We start from the raw sequence: 16,116 nt of genomic DNA, 5'->3' as shown, positions 1-16,116 counted from the left end.
GTCGCCCGCTCCACACCCACCCCACGAGGAGAAACCCATGCGCGCACTCATCCACCAGACCTTCGGCGAGCCCGAAGACGTCCTCGCGGTCGAGGAGCGACCGATCCCCGACCCCGGCCCGGGGCAGGTGCGGCTCCGCATCGTGCTCTCGCCGATCCACAACCACGACCTGTGGACCGTGCGCGGCACGTACGGGTTCGTGCCCGACCTACCCGCAGCATCCGGCACCGAGGCACTCGGCGTCGTCGACGCACTGGGCGAGGGCGTGGAGCACCTCACCGTCGGGCAGCGCGTCGCGACCGGCGGCACGTTCGGCGCCTGGGCGGAGTACGTGGTCGCGAACGCCGCCGGACTCATCCCCGTGCCGGAGGCCCTGAGCGACGAGAGCGCGTCGCAGCTGGTGTCGATGCCCTTCAGCACCATCAGTCTGCTGCAGTTCCTCGGCGCGCGGGAGGGCGACTGGATCGTGCAGAACGCCGCGAACGGCGCGATCGGACGCATGCTGGCGCAGCTGGGCGCCGCGCGCGGCGTGAATGTGATCGGCCTCGTCCGCCGCACGGCCGGCGTCGAGGAGCTGCGCGAGCAGGGGATCGAGCGGATCGTGGCCACCGACGCCGAGGACTGGCGCGACGAGGTCGAGCGCATCACGGGCGGAGCCCGCATCGCGTTCGGCATCGACTCGGTGGGCGGCTCGGCCGCCGGTGACGTGCTCTCGCTCGTCGGCGAGGGCGGCACTCTCGTCGCGTTCGGCGCGATGCAGTCGCCGGTCATGGAGATCGCCTCCTCCGACGTGATCTTCAAGCAGGCGACCGTGAAGGGCTTCTGGGGCAGCAAGGTCATCCAGACCATGGATGCCGCGACCCGCAGCGCTCTGTTCGGCGAGCTCATCCAGCGCGTGACCGACTGCACCCTCACCCTCCCGGTCGCCGGTGTCTTCGACGCCGCCGACATCGCCGACGCCGTGCGTGCGAGCACCTCGGCCGGGCGCGTGGGCAAGGTGCTGCTGCGCTTCTGAACCCGATCCCCGGTGAGGCGCACGCAATTACTTGACACTGGTAATTAATACGCCCTACGCTGACGGTGCTGCCCGATTCGATCGACCACACCGGAGTGCGATGAGCGACACCCTGCGCCTCACCTGGGATGCCCCCGCCTCGCGCTGGGACGAGGCGACACCCCTCGGCAACGGGCGCATCGGCGCCATGGCCTACGGAGGATCGGGCCTCTACCGCCTCAACGACTCGACGATCTGGTCGGGCACGCCGGACGGGCCGGCTCGCGCGCTCGACGACGTCATCGCTCGCGGGGCCGGACCCGAGCGCCTGGCCGAGGTGCGCGCCGCGCTCGACGCCGGCGACGTCCGGCTGGCCGAGGAGCTCCTCATGGCCTTCGAGGGGCCGTACTCGCAGGAGTTCCTCCCCCTCGCCGACCTCCGCGTCGACGTGCTCGGCGCGGAACCCGTCACGCCCGCCCGAGTGCTCGACGTCGACGAGGCGTGCCTGCTCGAGACACTGTCCACTCCGCACGCGAAAGTGCATCGGCGGTCGTGGGCGTCGGCGCCCGCTCAGGCACTGCTCATCGAGTTGACGTCGGACGACGCGTTCGACGTCGACCTGGAGCTGTCGACGCCGCTGCGCGGACAGGCTGTCGAGCTGCCCGGCGCTCTCGCCCTCGATGTGCAGATACCGGTGGACGGCGCACCGCTGCACGAGGTCTCCGTCGAACCGGGCCACCGCTACGCGGACGACAGCACGGATTCCGAGGCCTACGACGCCTACGCCGCGGTGGTCGCGGCCATCGACTCCGACGGCGAGATCGACGGCGCCCCCGGGCGCCTCGCCGTGCGCAGAGCCCGTCGACTGCTGATCGCCCTGTCCACTTCGTCGCGCGCCGAGTCGTGGTGGGCCGACGCCGACGGGGACTGGCGGACCGCCTCACGCGAGGCGATCCGGGATCGCGCCAGGGGGCGAGCGGATGCCGCGGTTCGCCGAGCCGCGTCAGACCTGCTCGCCGAGCACGTCGCCGATCGGCGGCGGGCGACCAGGGCGCGATTCGCGATCGGCAGTCGGCGTGAGGGGACCTGGAGCGTGGACCGCGACGTGCTGCGCGGCGACGACCCTCGGCTGCGCGCGACCGTCGCGGCCGAGTACGGCATGTATCTGCTCGCCTCGAGCTCGCGCGCCGGCAACCCGGCCGCGAACCTCCAGGGCATCTGGAACGCCGAGCTGCGCCCCGCGTGGTCGTCGAACTACACGATCAACATCAACACCGAGATGAACTACTGGGCGGCGCCCGTGCTGCACGCCCGCGACGTCTTCGAACCGCTGATCGCGCTCATCGAGCACCTGGCGGACACGGGCGGAGACGTCGCCCGCCGCCTGTACGGCGCCCGCGGATGGGTCGCGCACCACAACAGCGATGTCTGGGGATGGACGCTCCCCGTCGGCAACGGCCGCGGAGCGGCGAGCTGGGCGATCTGGATGATGGGCGGCGTCTGGCTCACCCACAACCTCTGGGACGCGTACGAATTCAGCGGCGACCGCGACCTGCTGCGGACGCGGATCTGGCCGGTTCTGCGCGGGGCGACGGAGTTCTGCCTCGACTGGCTCGTCGAGGGCGATGACGGGATGCTGCGTACCGCGCCGTCGACGTCCCCCGAGAACTCCTATGTCGGCGAAGACGGTGCGCCCACGCCCCTCGGGCTCACCGCCGCCTGCGACCTCGCTCTCATCGGCGCCCTGTTCGCACGGGCCCTCCGCGCGATCGGCGATCTCGATCTGGACGACGCGCTGGAGGCCGAGATCCGCGACGCGCTCGACCGCCTCGCCCCTCTCTCTGTCGGCACCGACGGGCGACTGCTCGAATGGGGTGCCGAGGTGCGGGAGCACGAGCCGCTGCACCGCCACCTCTCCCCCGTCGTCGGGCTCTATCCGCTCGACGACATCACCCCCGAGGCGACCCCGGAGCTGTTCGATGCCGCCGTGCGGTTCCTCGACGCCCGCGGACCCGGCGCCATGGGATGGTCATGGGCGTGGAAGATCGCGCTGCGGGCACGTGCGGGTCAGGGCGACGTCGCAGCATCCCTCCTCGAAGAGGCACTGACCCCGTTCGACGGGGACTCCTCGCGGCACGGCCCTGTCGACGGCTCCGAGTGGGGCGGGCTGCTGCCGAACCTCTTCAGCACGCATCCGCCCTTCCAGATCGACGGCAACCTGGGCTTCCCCGCCGGCGTCGTCGAGATGCTCGTGCAGAGCCACGCGGGCGAGGTGCACCTGCTGCCCGCGCTGCCGGCGGCCTGGCCCGACGGTGACGTGCAGGGCATCGCCGTCCGCTCCGGACTCGTGCTCGACCTCGCCTGGTCGGGCGGACGCGTCACGGCGGCCGCCCTCCGCAACGCCGGAACCGAGCACCGGACGGCCCGGGTGCGCATCGGCGATCGATCGATGCTGCTGTCCGTGCCGGTGGGAGAGACGACCGCCGTCCCGCTCGCCCCCGCGGCCGATATGGAGCGCACGGAGGACGCGCATGCACGGTGAGATCACGACGCTCGACGCGCCGACCACGCAGACCGAGCCCGACGACTTCGACGCCTTCTGGGCCGACACGATCGCGGAGACCCGAAGCCTGCCCCTCGACGTGACCGTGACCCCGCACCCGACCCGGCTCACGCAGATCGACGTGTACGAGGTGCGCTTCCGGGGGTTCGCCGGCACACCGATCCGCGCGTGGCTGCGCGTGCCGCACGGCGCCGCCGGGCCACTGCCGGGCATGGTGCAGTTCTTCGGCTACGGCAACGGCCGAGGCCATGCCCTGCGCGACCTGCGCTGGGCGGCCGCGGGCTACGCGCACCTCGTCGTCGACGCGCGAGGACAGGGCCACGGCGACACCGACGACGATCACGCCGACGGCGGACCGTCGGCCGGCGGCTTCCTCACCCGGGGTCTCCGGTCTCCGCAGGAGTACTACTACCGCCGGGTGTACGCGGATGCGGTGCGCGCCGTGGAGGCACTGCGCTCCCTCGACCTCGTCGACCCCGCGCGCGTCGGCGTCGTCGGGGCGAGTCAGGGCGGAGGGATCGCGCTGGCGATGGCCGGCCTGGTTCCCGATCTCGCCGTCGCCGTCATTCAGGCGCCCTTCATCTGCGAGCTCGACCGTGCTGCCACGCTCAGTCGGGAGCACCCGTACTCCCTGCTGACGCAGTACCTCGCCGATCGGCGCGGTGACGCAGCGACCGCGCTCGACACCCTGCGGTACTTCGACGGCGTCAATCACGCCAAGCGCGCCAACGCTCCGGCGCTGCTCAGCACGGGGATGCTCGACGGCATCGCCCCACCCGAGACGGTCCTCCCCGCGTTCAGCGCGTACGGGGGCGAGAAGACCGTGGTGCTGTGGCCGTACAACGGCCACGAGGCCGGTGGCGACCTCGACGAGGAGAACGCGCTCGACTTCGCGGCTCAGCACCTCGCCGTCGGCGCTCCTCTGCCTGCCGCTGCGGATTCGCTACGATAGCCGACACGAACCGAAGGATCTGATGGATCACGACACCGCCGCGCGCACCACTCTTATCCGCTCGGCGTCCGATGCCGGTTCGCGGGTCTTCGAGACGATCCTCACGCGCAGCCCCATCAGCCGCATCGACATCGCCCGGCAGACGGGCCTCTCCCAGGCCGCCGTGACCAAGGCCGTCGCGCCGCTGGTCGCGGCCGGGCTCGTCGACTCTCCCCCGGCCTCGCATCGAGACGGCACCCCTGGGCGCCCGGTGAGCCCCGTGTCGATCGTGGTCGAATCGATGGTCATGATCGGCGTGAAGGTCAACGTCGACGAGGTCATCGCCGTGGCCACCGACCTCGCCACGACGATCCTCGCGAGCGAGCGTCGCGCGCTCCCCGACGACGACCCCCATACCGTGCTCGACGCCATCGTCGAGGTCGTCGCCGCCCTCGAGCGCGAGCTGGGCGACAGCGTCTCCGCGATCGCCGGTATCGGCGTCTCGGTGTCCGGCGACGTCGACACCGCGACCGGAATGGTGCGGGAGTCGAACATCATGGGCTGGGCCGACGTGCCCTTCGCCGACCTCCTCGCTCAGAGACTGCCCTGGCCCGTCACCCTCGAGAACGACGTGCACGCTCTCACGATCGGCGAGCACTGGTTCGGGGTGGGCCTCGGCACGGCTTCCTTCGCCATCGTCACGATCGGTCGCGGCATCGGCAGCGGACTGCATCTGAACGGCGAAGTGGTCAGCGGCGCGTTCGGCGTCGCCGGCGAGATCGGACACCTGCCGCTCGCCGACCCTGGTCTCGTATGCCCGTGCGGCCGACGTGGCTGCGTCGAGGCCGCCGCGTCGACGCCCGCGATCGAGGCGGCCGTCTCCGCGGCGCTCGGTCGTCCCGTCTCGATCGCCGAGGCCGTCGCGCTCGCCCACGCCGGTGAGCCGGAGGCGGATGCCGCCTTCCGCGAGGCCGCACGCCTGATCGGCACCGCCATCGCCACGCTGGTGAACCTCACCGGCCCCGAGGTGGTCATCATCGGCGGCGAGGGCGTGTCGGACTTCGACCTCTTCGAGAAGACGCTGCGCGACGCCTTCGAGGCGCACGCGTTCGGCGCCGCCGTGCGCTGCCGCATCGTCACGCGGCCGCACACCTTCGAGGACTGGGCCCGCGGCGCCGCTGCCGCCGCCATCCAGTCACTCGTGCGCTGACCCCGTCGCCCGTCGACGGTCGGGCTCGTCGCGCATCGGCGGACCGAACCCGCACAGCAGGATGCGCGGGACGGATGATCCCGTCCCGCGCATCCCCTCCGCGCTCAGAGCGCGTCGTACAGCTTCTGCTGAAGTTCCAGATAGCGGTCGACGCCCAGCCCCGACAGGTCGTCGAGGTACGACTGCCAGGCCCCGTCGTCGTCGATGTCGCGCTGGCCGGTCACGAACTCCGCCTGGGCCTGCGTGATGTAGGTCGCGATGTTCGTCTGCAGCTCGGCGATCTCCGCTGAGGTGTCGGGGTCGGGCCACAGCTTGTTGTCGGGGAACAGCAGGTCCTCATCGGGCGCGTACGGCTCATACAGCTGGGTGGCCTCGAGAAGACGCCGCTCGTAGCCGTCGGGAGAGTAGATGTCCTCCGGCACGACCTGCGAGTTGCGGTACTCGAGCGAGTCCCAGTACTGCCCCATCGAGCGCCAGGCCGCGTTCGACGTCTCGTCGTAGGTGAGCGGCTTGAAGGTGGGCTCGAGCTCCGGGTCCAGAGCGACGTCGCCCTCTTCCGCCGGGACCCAGGCCTCGCCCTCGGGTCCCATCGCGCCGAGGCGGTCTCCCTCGTCGGTCACCAGGTAGTCGATGACCTTGATCGCCTTGATGCGCTCTTCCTCAGTCGACTTGTTCGTGAGGGCGAACATGCCGAGCGGGCTGACCTGTGACCGGTAGGTGGCGAACTGCGTGCCGTCCGGACCCTTCACCGGCGCGACGGCGTCGTAGTGCGTGTCGCGTCCGTCGGGCGAGTCCGCCGTGACGATCTCGTACGGGTGCAGCACGGCGGCGGCGCCGAGGATCTCGGCATCCGCGTTGTCGCCGAGAGCGCGCAGCGCCTCGCCGTTCTGCGTGAAGGATGCCGTGTCGACCAAGCCCTCGTCAGCGAGCGAGGCGATGTACTGCAGTCCGGCACGCCAGCCGTCGGAGGTCGCCGAGAGCTCGACCTTGCCGCCGTCCATCACCATCGGCGGCGGGCTCGACGGGCTGCCGTACGGCGCGTACGCGAACGCGTTCATGAAGTAGTTGATGACGGGCTCACCCGACGAGGCGCTGAGCGCGATCTCGTCGGCCTTGCCGTTGCCGTTCGGGTCGTCGTTCTTGAAGGCCCGAAGCACCTCGCGGAGCTCTTCCGTGGTCGTCGGCTGCTCGAGTCCGAGCTTGTCGAGCCAGGTGGTGTTCATCCACAGCTTCGAGGGGTAGCTGCAGTGGAAGCACTCGGTGAACTGGGTGATCGCGTAGATGTGACCGTCGGGCGCGGTGACCGACTGCTCCCAGTCGGGCTTCTCCTCGAAGCGCTCCTTGAGGTTCGGCGCGTACTCGTCGATGAGGTCCTCGAGCGGCACGAGCACGCCCTGCTGGCCGTACTTGAGCACTTCGCTGCGGGAGAACGCATCGACCCACGGCACGAGGAAGTACGCGTCGGGGTAGTCGCCGCTCGCGAGCGAGACCTGGCGCTTCTCGCCCGCGACGCTGCCGTCGTAGGTCGTGGTCTGCCAGTCGAAGTCGATGTCGAACTTCTTCTCGAGCAGCTGGGTGAACTCGTTGTCCTCGAGCGAGCCGTTGTCTCCCTGCGGGCCGAACGCGACGAGGGCGCCGTCGTCGTCGCTGGGCGACGTGCAGGCGGCGAGCGCCAGTCCCGTCGCGACGACGGTGACGGCGGCGATCGCGCCCCGTGTGATGCGGTGTGTCATTTCCGGAATCTCCTTTGACCGGTTCCAGGTGCGGGTGTGTGTGGTGGGTTCGAGGGGGCGGCGTCAGCCCTTGACGGCGCCGATCATGATGCCCTTGCTGAAGTACTTGGCGACGAAGGGGTAGGCGACGAGCATCGGGATGGTCGCGATGACGACGGTCGAGTACCGCAGCAGGTCGGCGAGCTCGCGCCGCCGCAGTTGCTCGGCGACGTCACCGCCGCCGCCGGCGTCGTTGAGGATCAGCAGGCCGCGCAGCACGAGTTGGAGCGGCTGCAGGTCGGCGTCGCGCAGGTAGAGCAGGGCGTCGAAGTACGAGTTCCACTGCATGATCGCGTACATGAGGGCGATCACGGCGAGCAGGGGTTTGGCGAGCGGCACGACGATCGTCCACAGGATGCGGAGCTCGGATGCCCCGTCGAGCTGTGCGGCCTCGTACACCTCGTCGGGGACGGAGGAGCGGAAGTAGACGATCGCGATGATGACCTGCCAGACGCCGATGGCGTTGGGAAGCAGCATCGACCAGCGGGTGTCGAGCAGGCCGAGGGACTGCACGACGAGGTACATCGGGATGACGCCGCCGGTGAAGAGCATCGTGAAGACGACGCCGCCGGTGATGACCTTCCGGCCGAACAGCTGGGCGCGGGAGAGCGGGTACGCGATGGCGACCGTGCCCACCACGCTGATGAGCGTGCCGACGACCGTGTAGAAGACGGAGTTGCCGAAGCCGCGCAGGATGGCCGGGTTGCCCAGGGCCTCCGCATAGCCGCGGAAGGTGAAGTCGACGGGCCAGAACAGCACCCGACCCGAGGACACGGCCTGCGGGCTCGACAGCGAGCTGGCGACGATGTTCAGCAGCGGGAGCAGGACCACGAGCAGGAACACGGACAGCAGGATGTACGCGGCGACCACGAAGACGCGGTCCGCTCTCGTCTCCTTGACCTTGACGCCTCGCGAGAGCGGGTCGCGCTTCGGGCGACGCTTCCTGTTCTCGGCGACGACGATCTCCTCGGTGAGGAGCGCCTCGGTGTTGATCGTGGTCACCACAGCCCGTTTCCCGTCACTCGCTTGGACACCGTGTTCACCACGAGCAGCAGCACGAGACTGATGACGGCGTTGAAGAGTCCGATCGTCGCCCCGAGGCTGAAGTTCGCATTGAGGATGCCCGTCTTGTACACGTACGTCGGGATGATCTCGGATGTCGAGAGGTTGAGCGCGTTCTGCAGGAGGAACGCCTTCTCGAAGCCGATCGCCATGATGTTGCCCACTCCGAGGATCAGGATGATGGATGCCGTGGGCAGCAGCGCCGGGATGTCGACGTTCCAGATCTTCTGCAGCCGGGAGGCGCCGTCGATCTTCGCCGCCTCGTAGAGCGAGGTGTCGACCGAGGCGAGGGCGGCGAGATAGATGACGGCGGAGTATCCGGTCGTCGTCCAGATGTCGGTCGCGACGTAGATGTGGCGGAAGAAGTCGGCGTCGGCGAGGAGATCGACCTGACCGGCGCCGAAGAAGCTGAAGGTCCGCCCCAGCAGCCCGACCCGGGGCGAGAGCAGCAGGATGGTCATCGACACCACGACCACCGTGGAGATGAAGTAGGGCGCGTAGGTGACCAGCTGCACCGTGCGGCTGAAGAACTTCAGCCGCACCTCGTTCAGCGCGAGGGCGAGGATGATCGGCAGCGGGAAGCTCGCGATCAGCGTGTAGCCGGCGAGGAGGAACGTGTTGCCGACGAGCCGGGGGAAGACCGGGTTGCGGAACAGGTTCGCGAAGTTGTCGAAGCCCACCCAGGGGCTCCCCCACACGCCGTCGATCGGGTTGTAGTTCTTGAACGCGATGACCGCGTTGGCCATCGGCACATAGCGGAAGACGATGAACCAGACGACGGGCACGAGGAGCAGCAGGTAGAGCTGCCAGTAGCGGCGCAGGCTGCGGCGGAATCGTGCGCGTATCGAGGTTCGTCGGACGGTCGGGGCGACCGCCGTCGGTGGTGCGTGCTCAGCACTGAGCTTCATGTTCGCCCTCCCGGGGCAGGATTACTTTACGTCGTAATAAAATCACGACCTCCGGCAAATCGCAACGACGATTTTCCCATCGACCGATTTCGCCGGCGCGCTTGCGCCCGCTTCGCGGACGTGGTTTATTGACGATGTCAAGTAACTACCGGAGGGTCTCATCCCATGACTTCCCGTGTCGACGCCGTCGTCGCACTCCGCGCCGCAGGCGCCTCCCTCGTCATCCAGCTCGCCGCGCCGATCCCGCGCATCCTCCACTGGGGCGCCGATCTCGGCGAGATCGATCAGGCGACGGCATCCGCGCTCGAACTGACCGCCGGGCCGGCTCAGCTCAACAACTCCCCCGACGTCCCGCGCACCTTCTCCGCCCTCCCGACCGAGTTCGAGGGCTGGTCGGGCACACCCGCCATCGCCGGCAACGCGCAGGGTCGCGCGACCACCCCGCGTCCGCGCCTCGTCGCCCACGAGATCGAGACGAGCGACCCGATGCGCGGAGGTCGGATCGCCCTCGAGTTCGAGGACTCGGTGACCGGCCTGCGCACGACTCTCCGCTACCACCTCGACGAGTACGGCGTCCTCGCGGTGGACACCACGATCGTGCGGGATGCCGGGCTCAGTCCGCGCATCGCGGACGCGCCGTACACGCTCGACGGCGTCGTCGCGCTGCTGCCGCTCCCCGAGCGGGCGGCCGAGATCCTCGACTTCACGGGCAAGTGGTGCCGTGAGCGCTCCCCGCAGCGGATGCCGTTCGCGTTCGGAACCCACCTCCGTTCCGCTCATCGAGGCAAGCCGGGCCACGACTCCCCGTTCCTCCTCGCCGCCGGCACGCCGGGCTTCGGTTTCGGGCACGGCGAGGCATGGGCCGTGCATCTCGCGTGGTCGGGCGAGCAGCGCTACCTCGCCGAGCGACTGACCGAGGGCGCCGGCGCGTTCTCCGCCGTCATCGGCGCGGGTGAGGAGCTGCACTCCGGGGAGGTGATCCTCGAAGACGGCGACCGCTACGACGCGCCGACCGCTCTCTTCCTCTGGTCCCACGCCGGCCTCGACGGGCTCGCCGACCGCCTGCATCGCCGCCTCCGCTCGCGCGCCGCGCACCCGCGCTCACCCCGGCCCCTCGTGCTCAACACGTGGGAGGCCGTCTACTTCGACCACGACCTCGATCGCCTCACCGCCCTCGTCGAACGAGCGTCCGAGGTCGGCGTCGAGCGGATCGTGCTCGATGACGGCTGGTTCCGGGGGCGACGTGAGGCGGACGCGGGACTCGGCGACTGGTACGTCGACGAGGGCGTCTGGCCTCGGGGACTCGGCCCGCTGGTCGACCTCGTGCGCGCACACGGCATGCAGTTCGGGCTGTGGTTCGAACCCGAGATGATCAACCTCGACTCCGACCTCGCCCGCTCCCATCCCGACTGGGTGCTGGGTCCGGCGGAGGGCCTCGGCCCGGCATCCCGCTCGCAGTACGTGCTCGACATCGCCCGACCCGAGGCCTTCGAGTACCTGCTCGAGCGCATCGACGCCCTGGTCCGCGAGCACGCGATCGACTACCTGAAGTGGGACCACAACCGCGATCTGCTCGAAGCGGTGAGTCGTGGCGACGCCGGCGACCGTCCGAGCGTCCGTCGCCAGACCGTCGCCCTCTACCGCCTGCTGGACGAGCTGCGCCGACGGCATCCGACCCTGGAGATCGAGACCTGCTCCGGAGGAGGCGGGCGCATCGACCTCGGCATCCTCGACCGCACCGACCGCGTCTGGGCCTCCGACTGCAACGACCCCGTCGAGCGCGGGCACATCGAGCGCTGGACGCGCCTGATCGTGCCGCCGGAGCTGCTCGGCTCGCACCTCGGTGCCGCGCGGTCCCACACGACCGCGCGGACCACCGACCTCGCGTTCCGGCTCACCACGGCGCTCACCGCGCACGCGGGCATCGAGCAGGACCTCACCGCCGTCGACGCGGCGGAGCTCGCCGTCATCACCCGCTGGGCCGAGATGTACCGCGAGTTCCGTTCGCTGCTGCACACGGGCCGGGTCGTGAACGCCGACCTGACCGACGATGCCACGGCCCTCACCGGGTTCGTGGCGCAGGACGGCGCGTCGGCGCTCTTCACCTGGAGCAGGTTCGCCACGTCTCCCGCCGGCCAGTCGGGACGGGTGCGTCTGCCGGGTCTCGATCGCGATGCGCACTACACCGTCCGGATCCGCGAAGACCTCGGCGCCGCCAGCCGCCATCAGGGCGACGACCCCGCCTGGGTCGCCGACGCCGTGACGCATCCCGTGCGCCTTCCCGGCAGCGTGCTCGCTGTGGCAGGCATCCCCCTGCCGACCCTGAACCCGCAGCAGTCGATGCTGATCGAAATCCGTCGCATCGAGGTCTGACCTCCGCTTCCCTTCCCCATCCCCGACAGAGCAGTCGAACGAGAGGAACACCATGAAGACCCATCGACCGCGCCGGCGAACGGCCGCGCTCACGGCGGCGATCGCCGTGACCGCGCTGGCCGTCGGCCTCGCGCCCGGCGCCTCCTGGGCCGAGGCGACGACACCGTCGCCCGAGCCCACGGAGACCGCGGCGCCGCCGACCACGCCCGACCCGACGACCCCGCCCGCAGAGGACGACGGCACACCCGCGCCCACCGCCGCTCCGGCTCCCGGAGAGACGGCGCCGAGCGAGACGGCGCCGAGCGAGACCCCGCCTGCCGACGGATCCGCCGGCAGGAGCGCAGGGCAGGCCGCACCGCGTCAGGGCGTCGGGGTGTCGCCGCTCTCGGCGTCCGGGCCCTACATGGGCTGGAGCAGTTACAGCATGCAGGTCTACGAGGGCGGCCAGTGGATCACGGCCGACCAGATCATGGCGCAGTCCGACGCCATGCACGACAAACTCCAGAAGTTCGGCTACGAGTACATCAACATCGACGCCGGATGGAACGGCGGGCAGGACGAGTACGGCCGTCCGATCCCCAGCACGACGCTCTACCCCGACGGCCTGGACGCCGTGATCGACCACATCCATGACAACGGGCAGAAGGTGGGCCTGTACCTGATCCCCGGGATGAGCCTCGAGACCGCGCAGAAGGCGCTCCCGATCTACAACGCCCCCGGCTGCACGACCGAGAATCTGCTCAAGCAGCCCCTCCAGCAGGGCGACTACTGGGGCTTCGGCTACCGCCTCGACTTCGACAATCCGTGCACCACGAAGTACATCGACTCGATCGCCGACCTGCTCGGCGAATGGGGCGTCGACTTCATCAAGTTCGACAGTGTGACCCCCGGCTCCGGAGTGAGCGACCTGTCGATGGACGCCCGCGAGGAGGTCGCGGCCTGGTCGCAGGCCCTCGCGCGCAACGACATCTGGTTCGAGCTCTCGTGGGCCGTCGACATCGACTACGCCGACTACTGGAAGCAGTACGCCGACGGGTGGCGCGTCGACTGGGACGTCGAGTGCTACTGCGGCGACGAGGCGCTGACCACGTGGGAGAACGTGGCGCGGCTCTTCCCGCGGCTGTCCGACTGGTGGCGGCACGGCGGGCCCGCCGGCTGGAACGACCTCGACTCGCTCAACGTGGGCAACGGGAAGATGGACGGACTGACCAAGGACGAGCGTCGTACGGCGGCGACGCTGTGGGCCACCGCGGCCGCACCGTTCTACCTCGGAAACGATCTGACGAACCTCGACGAGTACGGCCTCGAACTGGTGACGAACCCCGAGGTCATCGCCGTCAACCAGGCCGGCGTGCCAGCGCGTCCCGTCTCCACCGCGACGAAGCACCAGGTCTGGTACGCGCTGAACCCGGACGGCACGTACACCGTGGCGCTCTACAACCTCGGACGAGCGGATGCCGACATCACCGTCGACTTCGCCGACATCGGCCTCGACGGTTCGGCGAAGGTCCGCGACCTGTGGTCGAAGAAGAACCTCGGCACCGCCGACGGCAGCTTCACGGCCGAGAGCGTGCCGATCCACGGTGCTCGACTGCTCAAGGTCACCCCGGCCAAGCAGTCCGTGCTGACGGTCAACGACGACGCGCTGCGGGTGGCCTACGCGGGCGACTGGACGCGCAACGGCGGCGCCGAGGTGCCGGCGACCTCGCAGCCGTTCACGGTCGCCGTGACCGACACCCCGGGAGCCGGAACACCGAACCCGCCCGCGACCGGGGTCACGGTGACGCTCAACGACGACGACTCGCGTATCGCCTACAGCGGATCGTGGGGCGACAGCAACAACCGCGGTCTCGGCGACCACGGGGACGACGTCCACTACGCCGAGGCGAACGGCGCCGCGTTCCAGTACACGTTCCAGGGCACCGGCATCCAGTACGTCACCGAGAAGCACGAGTCGCAGGGCGACGTCGAGGTATACCTCGACGGGCAGCTCGTCGACACCGTGAGCACGTATCTGGATCCGGCCGACGGTCGGCTGTCGCAGCAGGTCGTGTACAGCGTGTCCGACCTGCCGAGCGGAAGCCACACGCTGCGCGTCGTGAAGAAGTCCGGTTCGTTCATGCTCCTCGACAAGCTCGTCGTCACGCTCGACAGCCAGCTGAGCACGACGTCGGGCGCCTTCAACAAGGCGGCACCGGCCGACGTGTCGGTCGATCTGCTGCGCGACCCGAGCGCTCTGAGCTCGATCAGCGTCGGCGGCGAGGCGCTCGAGCGCGACGTCGACTACACGGTCGACGGGAGCACGGTGACGCTTGCCTCGGCGTACCTCGCCACCCTCCCGGTCGGAGAGGCCGTGCTCGACTTCGCCTTCGCCGGCGACCACCTCGACGACGTGCACTCCACGACGACCGACGGCGACAGGGTGTCCTTCACCTTCCGCGGCACGGCGGTGTCGTGGATCGCACCGAAGGGTCCGGATCAGGGCACGGTCGACGTGTACCTCGACGGCTCCAAGGTCGAGACGGTCGACACGCACAGCGCCACACGTCTCACGACGCAGGAGCTGTTCACGGCGTCGGACCTGAAGGACAAGGAGCACACCATCGAGATCGTGAAGACCTCGGGTGAGGTGCTGCGCACCGACGTCTTCGCCTACACGGTGAAGAAGGTCGGCTGATCGGACGGGGGCGGATCCGCCATGGGTGGGTCCGCCCCCGCATCCGGTCACCGCGATGTCCGACCCCCGGGGCACACTCGGGTCATGGAGATCACACTCACGCAACCGGCGGGGCTCGTCGTCAGCCCCGCCTTCAGTCATGTCGCGGTCGTGCCGGCGGGCGCGACCACGATCTACGTCGGCGGTCAGAACGGCGTCGACGAGACCGGCGCGGTCGTATCCCACGATGCCGGAGAACAGGCGCTCCGCGCCGTCGAGAATGCCCGAACGGCTCTCGCCTCGCAGGGCGCCTCGCTCGACGACGTGATCAGCTGGACGATCTACATCCATCAGGATGCCGACCTGCGCGCCGCCTACGGGGCCGTCGCCGCGACGCTCGCGCGCGACGGGGCGCCGCCGCTCGTCAGCGCGGCTCTCGTCGCGGGGCTCGCCGTCCCCGGCGCGGTCATCGAGGTGAGCGCGATCGCCGCCGTGATCCGGGAGTGACGCCGAGTCCGCCTCCGGGGCGGCGATGTCCTCAGATGCGACCGCGGACGGGTGTGCGCTCGACGCCGTCCCCGCCCTCGGGCATCGCCATCTCCGCCCGGACGCCGAGCAGACGCACCTCGCGACCGGCGTCCACGGTGGCGCCCAGCGCGAGCGCGGCGTCGATCACGTCCTGCCGCCGCGTCGTGGGCTCGGGCAATTTGCGGCCGAAGGTCTTGGTCTCGAACGGCGCGTAACGGACCTTCAGATGCACCCTGATCACGGGCCGTCGCTCGGCGGCGCAGTCGTCGAAGGCCTGGCCGGCGAGTTCGGCGAGCGCGGTCTCGACCTCGGCCGCCGTCGTGAGATTCTGCTGGAACGTGGTCTCTCGGCTGTGGCTGCGCGCCACCCACGGGGTGTCGTCGACCACGGCCGGTCCGATCCCCGAGCCGAGCCCGTGATACCAGACGCCCATCCGCGGTCCGAACTCCGCGACGAGCTCGGACTCGTCGGCGTCGGCGAGCTCGCGCACGGTCTCGATGCCGAGTGCGGCGAGGCGCTTCTGCACCTTGGGCCCGACACCCCACAGCTCGCGGGTCCCGCGCTCCCCCATCACGGCGAACCAGTTGTCCTCCGTGAGGCGGAACATTCCGCGGGGTTTGCCGAACTCGGTGGCGATCTTCGCGCGCACCTTGTTGTCGCCGATGCCGACCGAGCAGTGCAGCCCCGTGGCCTCGAGAACCGCCGCCTGCGCCTCCCGCGCGACCCGCTCCGGGTCGTCCGTCGCGACGCCGAGGAAGCACTCGTCCCAGCCGAGGACCTCCAGCACGACACCCGGCAGCCCGCGAAGCGTCTCCATCACCTGCGCCGAGGCCGACTCGTAGGCCTCGTGGTCGACGGGCAGGAACACCGCATCGTCCGGCGCCCTGCGCGCGGCGATCTTCAACGGCATCCCGGACCCGATGCCGAAGGCGCGTGCCTCGTACGACGCCGTCGACACCACGGCTCTCTCGGTCGGATCGCCGCGTCCGCCGACGATCACGGGCACCCCCGCGAGCTCAGGACGCCGCAGCACCTCGACGGCGGCGATGAACTGGTCCATGTCCACGTGCAGCACCCAGTCGGCCATGGGACGAGTGTGGCCGGACCCGGCGGGGATGT

General features: G+C 69.9%; 11 protein-coding genes. 7 read left to right on the top strand and 4 right to left on the bottom strand.

The window, feature by feature from the left end:
- The first annotated feature begins 37 nt into the window (after positions 1-37).
- The 4 genes from RAC81_RS00790 to RAC81_RS00775 all read left to right on the top strand — a co-directional run bounded on the left by RAC81_RS00790 (position 38) and on the right by RAC81_RS00775 (position 5,698).
- Complete coding sequence (locus RAC81_RS00790) at positions 38-1,015, top strand: zinc-binding dehydrogenase (protein WP_375080539.1); 978 nt, start codon at positions 38-40, stop codon at positions 1,013-1,015.
- Positions 1,016-1,115: 100 nt separating this feature from the next.
- The gene (locus RAC81_RS00785) at positions 1,116-3,536 is read left to right on the top strand and encodes a glycoside hydrolase N-terminal domain-containing protein (RefSeq protein ID WP_375080538.1); all 2,421 of its coding nucleotides are present in this window, start codon (positions 1,116-1,118) and stop codon (positions 3,534-3,536) included.
- On the top strand, positions 3,526-4,509 hold the full coding sequence (locus RAC81_RS00780; RefSeq protein ID WP_375080537.1) for an acetylxylan esterase: 984 nt from the start codon (positions 3,526-3,528) through the stop codon (positions 4,507-4,509). The genes RAC81_RS00785 and RAC81_RS00780 overlap by 11 nt, the downstream gene beginning before the upstream one ends.
- Before the next feature lie 22 nt (positions 4,510-4,531).
- Positions 4,532-5,698, top strand: a complete 1,167-nt coding sequence (locus tag RAC81_RS00775; protein WP_375080536.1) for an ROK family protein — start codon at positions 4,532-4,534, stop codon at positions 5,696-5,698.
- 104 nt (positions 5,699-5,802) lie between these two features.
- On the opposite strand, the gene RAC81_RS00770 is transcribed toward RAC81_RS00775, so the two are convergent.
- The 3 genes from RAC81_RS00770 to RAC81_RS00760 form a co-directional block, all read right to left on the bottom strand.
- Complete coding sequence (locus tag RAC81_RS00770; RefSeq protein WP_375080535.1) at positions 5,803-7,431, bottom strand: extracellular solute-binding protein; 1,629 nt, start codon at positions 7,429-7,431, stop codon at positions 5,803-5,805.
- Positions 7,432-7,494: 63 nt separating this feature from the next.
- Positions 7,495-8,472, bottom strand: a complete 978-nt coding sequence (locus RAC81_RS00765; RefSeq protein ID WP_375080534.1) for a carbohydrate ABC transporter permease — start codon at positions 8,470-8,472, stop codon at positions 7,495-7,497.
- Positions 8,469-9,440, bottom strand: coding sequence for an ABC transporter permease (locus RAC81_RS00760; RefSeq protein WP_375080533.1), 972 nt, complete (start codon positions 9,438-9,440; stop codon positions 8,469-8,471). The genes RAC81_RS00765 and RAC81_RS00760 overlap by 4 nt, the downstream gene beginning before the upstream one ends.
- Before the next feature lie 165 nt (positions 9,441-9,605).
- On the opposite strand from RAC81_RS00760, the gene RAC81_RS00755 reads away from it, so the two are divergent.
- The 3 genes from RAC81_RS00755 (at position 9,606) to RAC81_RS00745 (ending at position 14,976) form a co-directional block, all read left to right on the top strand.
- Positions 9,606-11,813 (top strand): alpha-galactosidase, encoded by a 2,208-nt coding sequence (locus RAC81_RS00755; protein ID WP_375080532.1) that lies wholly within the window; start codon positions 9,606-9,608, stop codon positions 11,811-11,813.
- 52 nt (positions 11,814-11,865) lie between these two features.
- A complete protein-coding gene (locus tag RAC81_RS00750) occupies positions 11,866-14,490 on the top strand; it encodes a X2-like carbohydrate binding domain-containing protein (protein ID WP_375080531.1) in 2,625 nt (874 codons plus the stop codon).
- An 84-nt stretch (positions 14,491-14,574) separates the two neighbouring features.
- Positions 14,575-14,976: a RidA family protein gene (locus tag RAC81_RS00745; protein WP_375080530.1), complete on the top strand. Its 402-nt coding sequence runs from the start codon at positions 14,575-14,577 to the stop codon at positions 14,974-14,976.
- Between the two features lie 31 nt (positions 14,977-15,007).
- Here the strand turns inward: RAC81_RS00745 and RAC81_RS00740 are convergent, their stop codons facing one another.
- Complete coding sequence (locus RAC81_RS00740) at positions 15,008-16,084, bottom strand: DNA polymerase IV (protein ID WP_375080529.1); 1,077 nt, start codon at positions 16,082-16,084, stop codon at positions 15,008-15,010.
- Positions 16,085-16,116 lie beyond the last annotated feature (32 nt).

It is taken from the genome of Microbacterium sp. CR_7, from assembly GCF_041954755.1.
Classification (GTDB): Bacteria; Actinomycetota; Actinomycetes; order Actinomycetales; family Microbacteriaceae; genus Microbacterium.
This window is presented reverse-complemented; position numbering and strand designations above follow the sequence as displayed.

Bases quoted from the DNA above. Each gene is read 5' to 3' on its own strand.
- RAC81_RS00740 (WP_375080529.1), bottom strand. From the start codon at position 16,084: ATGGCCGACTGGGTGCTGCACGTGGACATGGACCAGTTCATCGCCGCC.
- RAC81_RS00780 (WP_375080537.1), top strand. From the start codon at position 3,526: ATGCACGGTGAGATCACGACGCTCGACGCGCCGACCACGCAGACCGAG.
- RAC81_RS00790 (WP_375080539.1), top strand. From the start codon at position 38: ATGCGCGCACTCATCCACCAGACCTTCGGCGAGCCCGAAGACGTCCTC.
- RAC81_RS00750 (WP_375080531.1), top strand. From the start codon at position 11,866: ATGAAGACCCATCGACCGCGCCGGCGAACGGCCGCGCTCACGGCGGCG.
- RAC81_RS00745 (WP_375080530.1), top strand. From the start codon at position 14,575: ATGGAGATCACACTCACGCAACCGGCGGGGCTCGTCGTCAGCCCCGCC.
- RAC81_RS00785 (WP_375080538.1), top strand. From the start codon at position 1,116: ATGAGCGACACCCTGCGCCTCACCTGGGATGCCCCCGCCTCGCGCTGG.
- RAC81_RS00775 (WP_375080536.1), top strand. From the start codon at position 4,532: ATGGATCACGACACCGCCGCGCGCACCACTCTTATCCGCTCGGCGTCC.
- RAC81_RS00755 (WP_375080532.1), top strand. From the start codon at position 9,606: ATGACTTCCCGTGTCGACGCCGTCGTCGCACTCCGCGCCGCAGGCGCC.
- RAC81_RS00770 (WP_375080535.1), bottom strand. From the start codon at position 7,431: ATGACACACCGCATCACACGGGGCGCGATCGCCGCCGTCACCGTCGTC.
- RAC81_RS00760 (WP_375080533.1), bottom strand. From the start codon at position 9,440: ATGAAGCTCAGTGCTGAGCACGCACCACCGACGGCGGTCGCCCCGACC.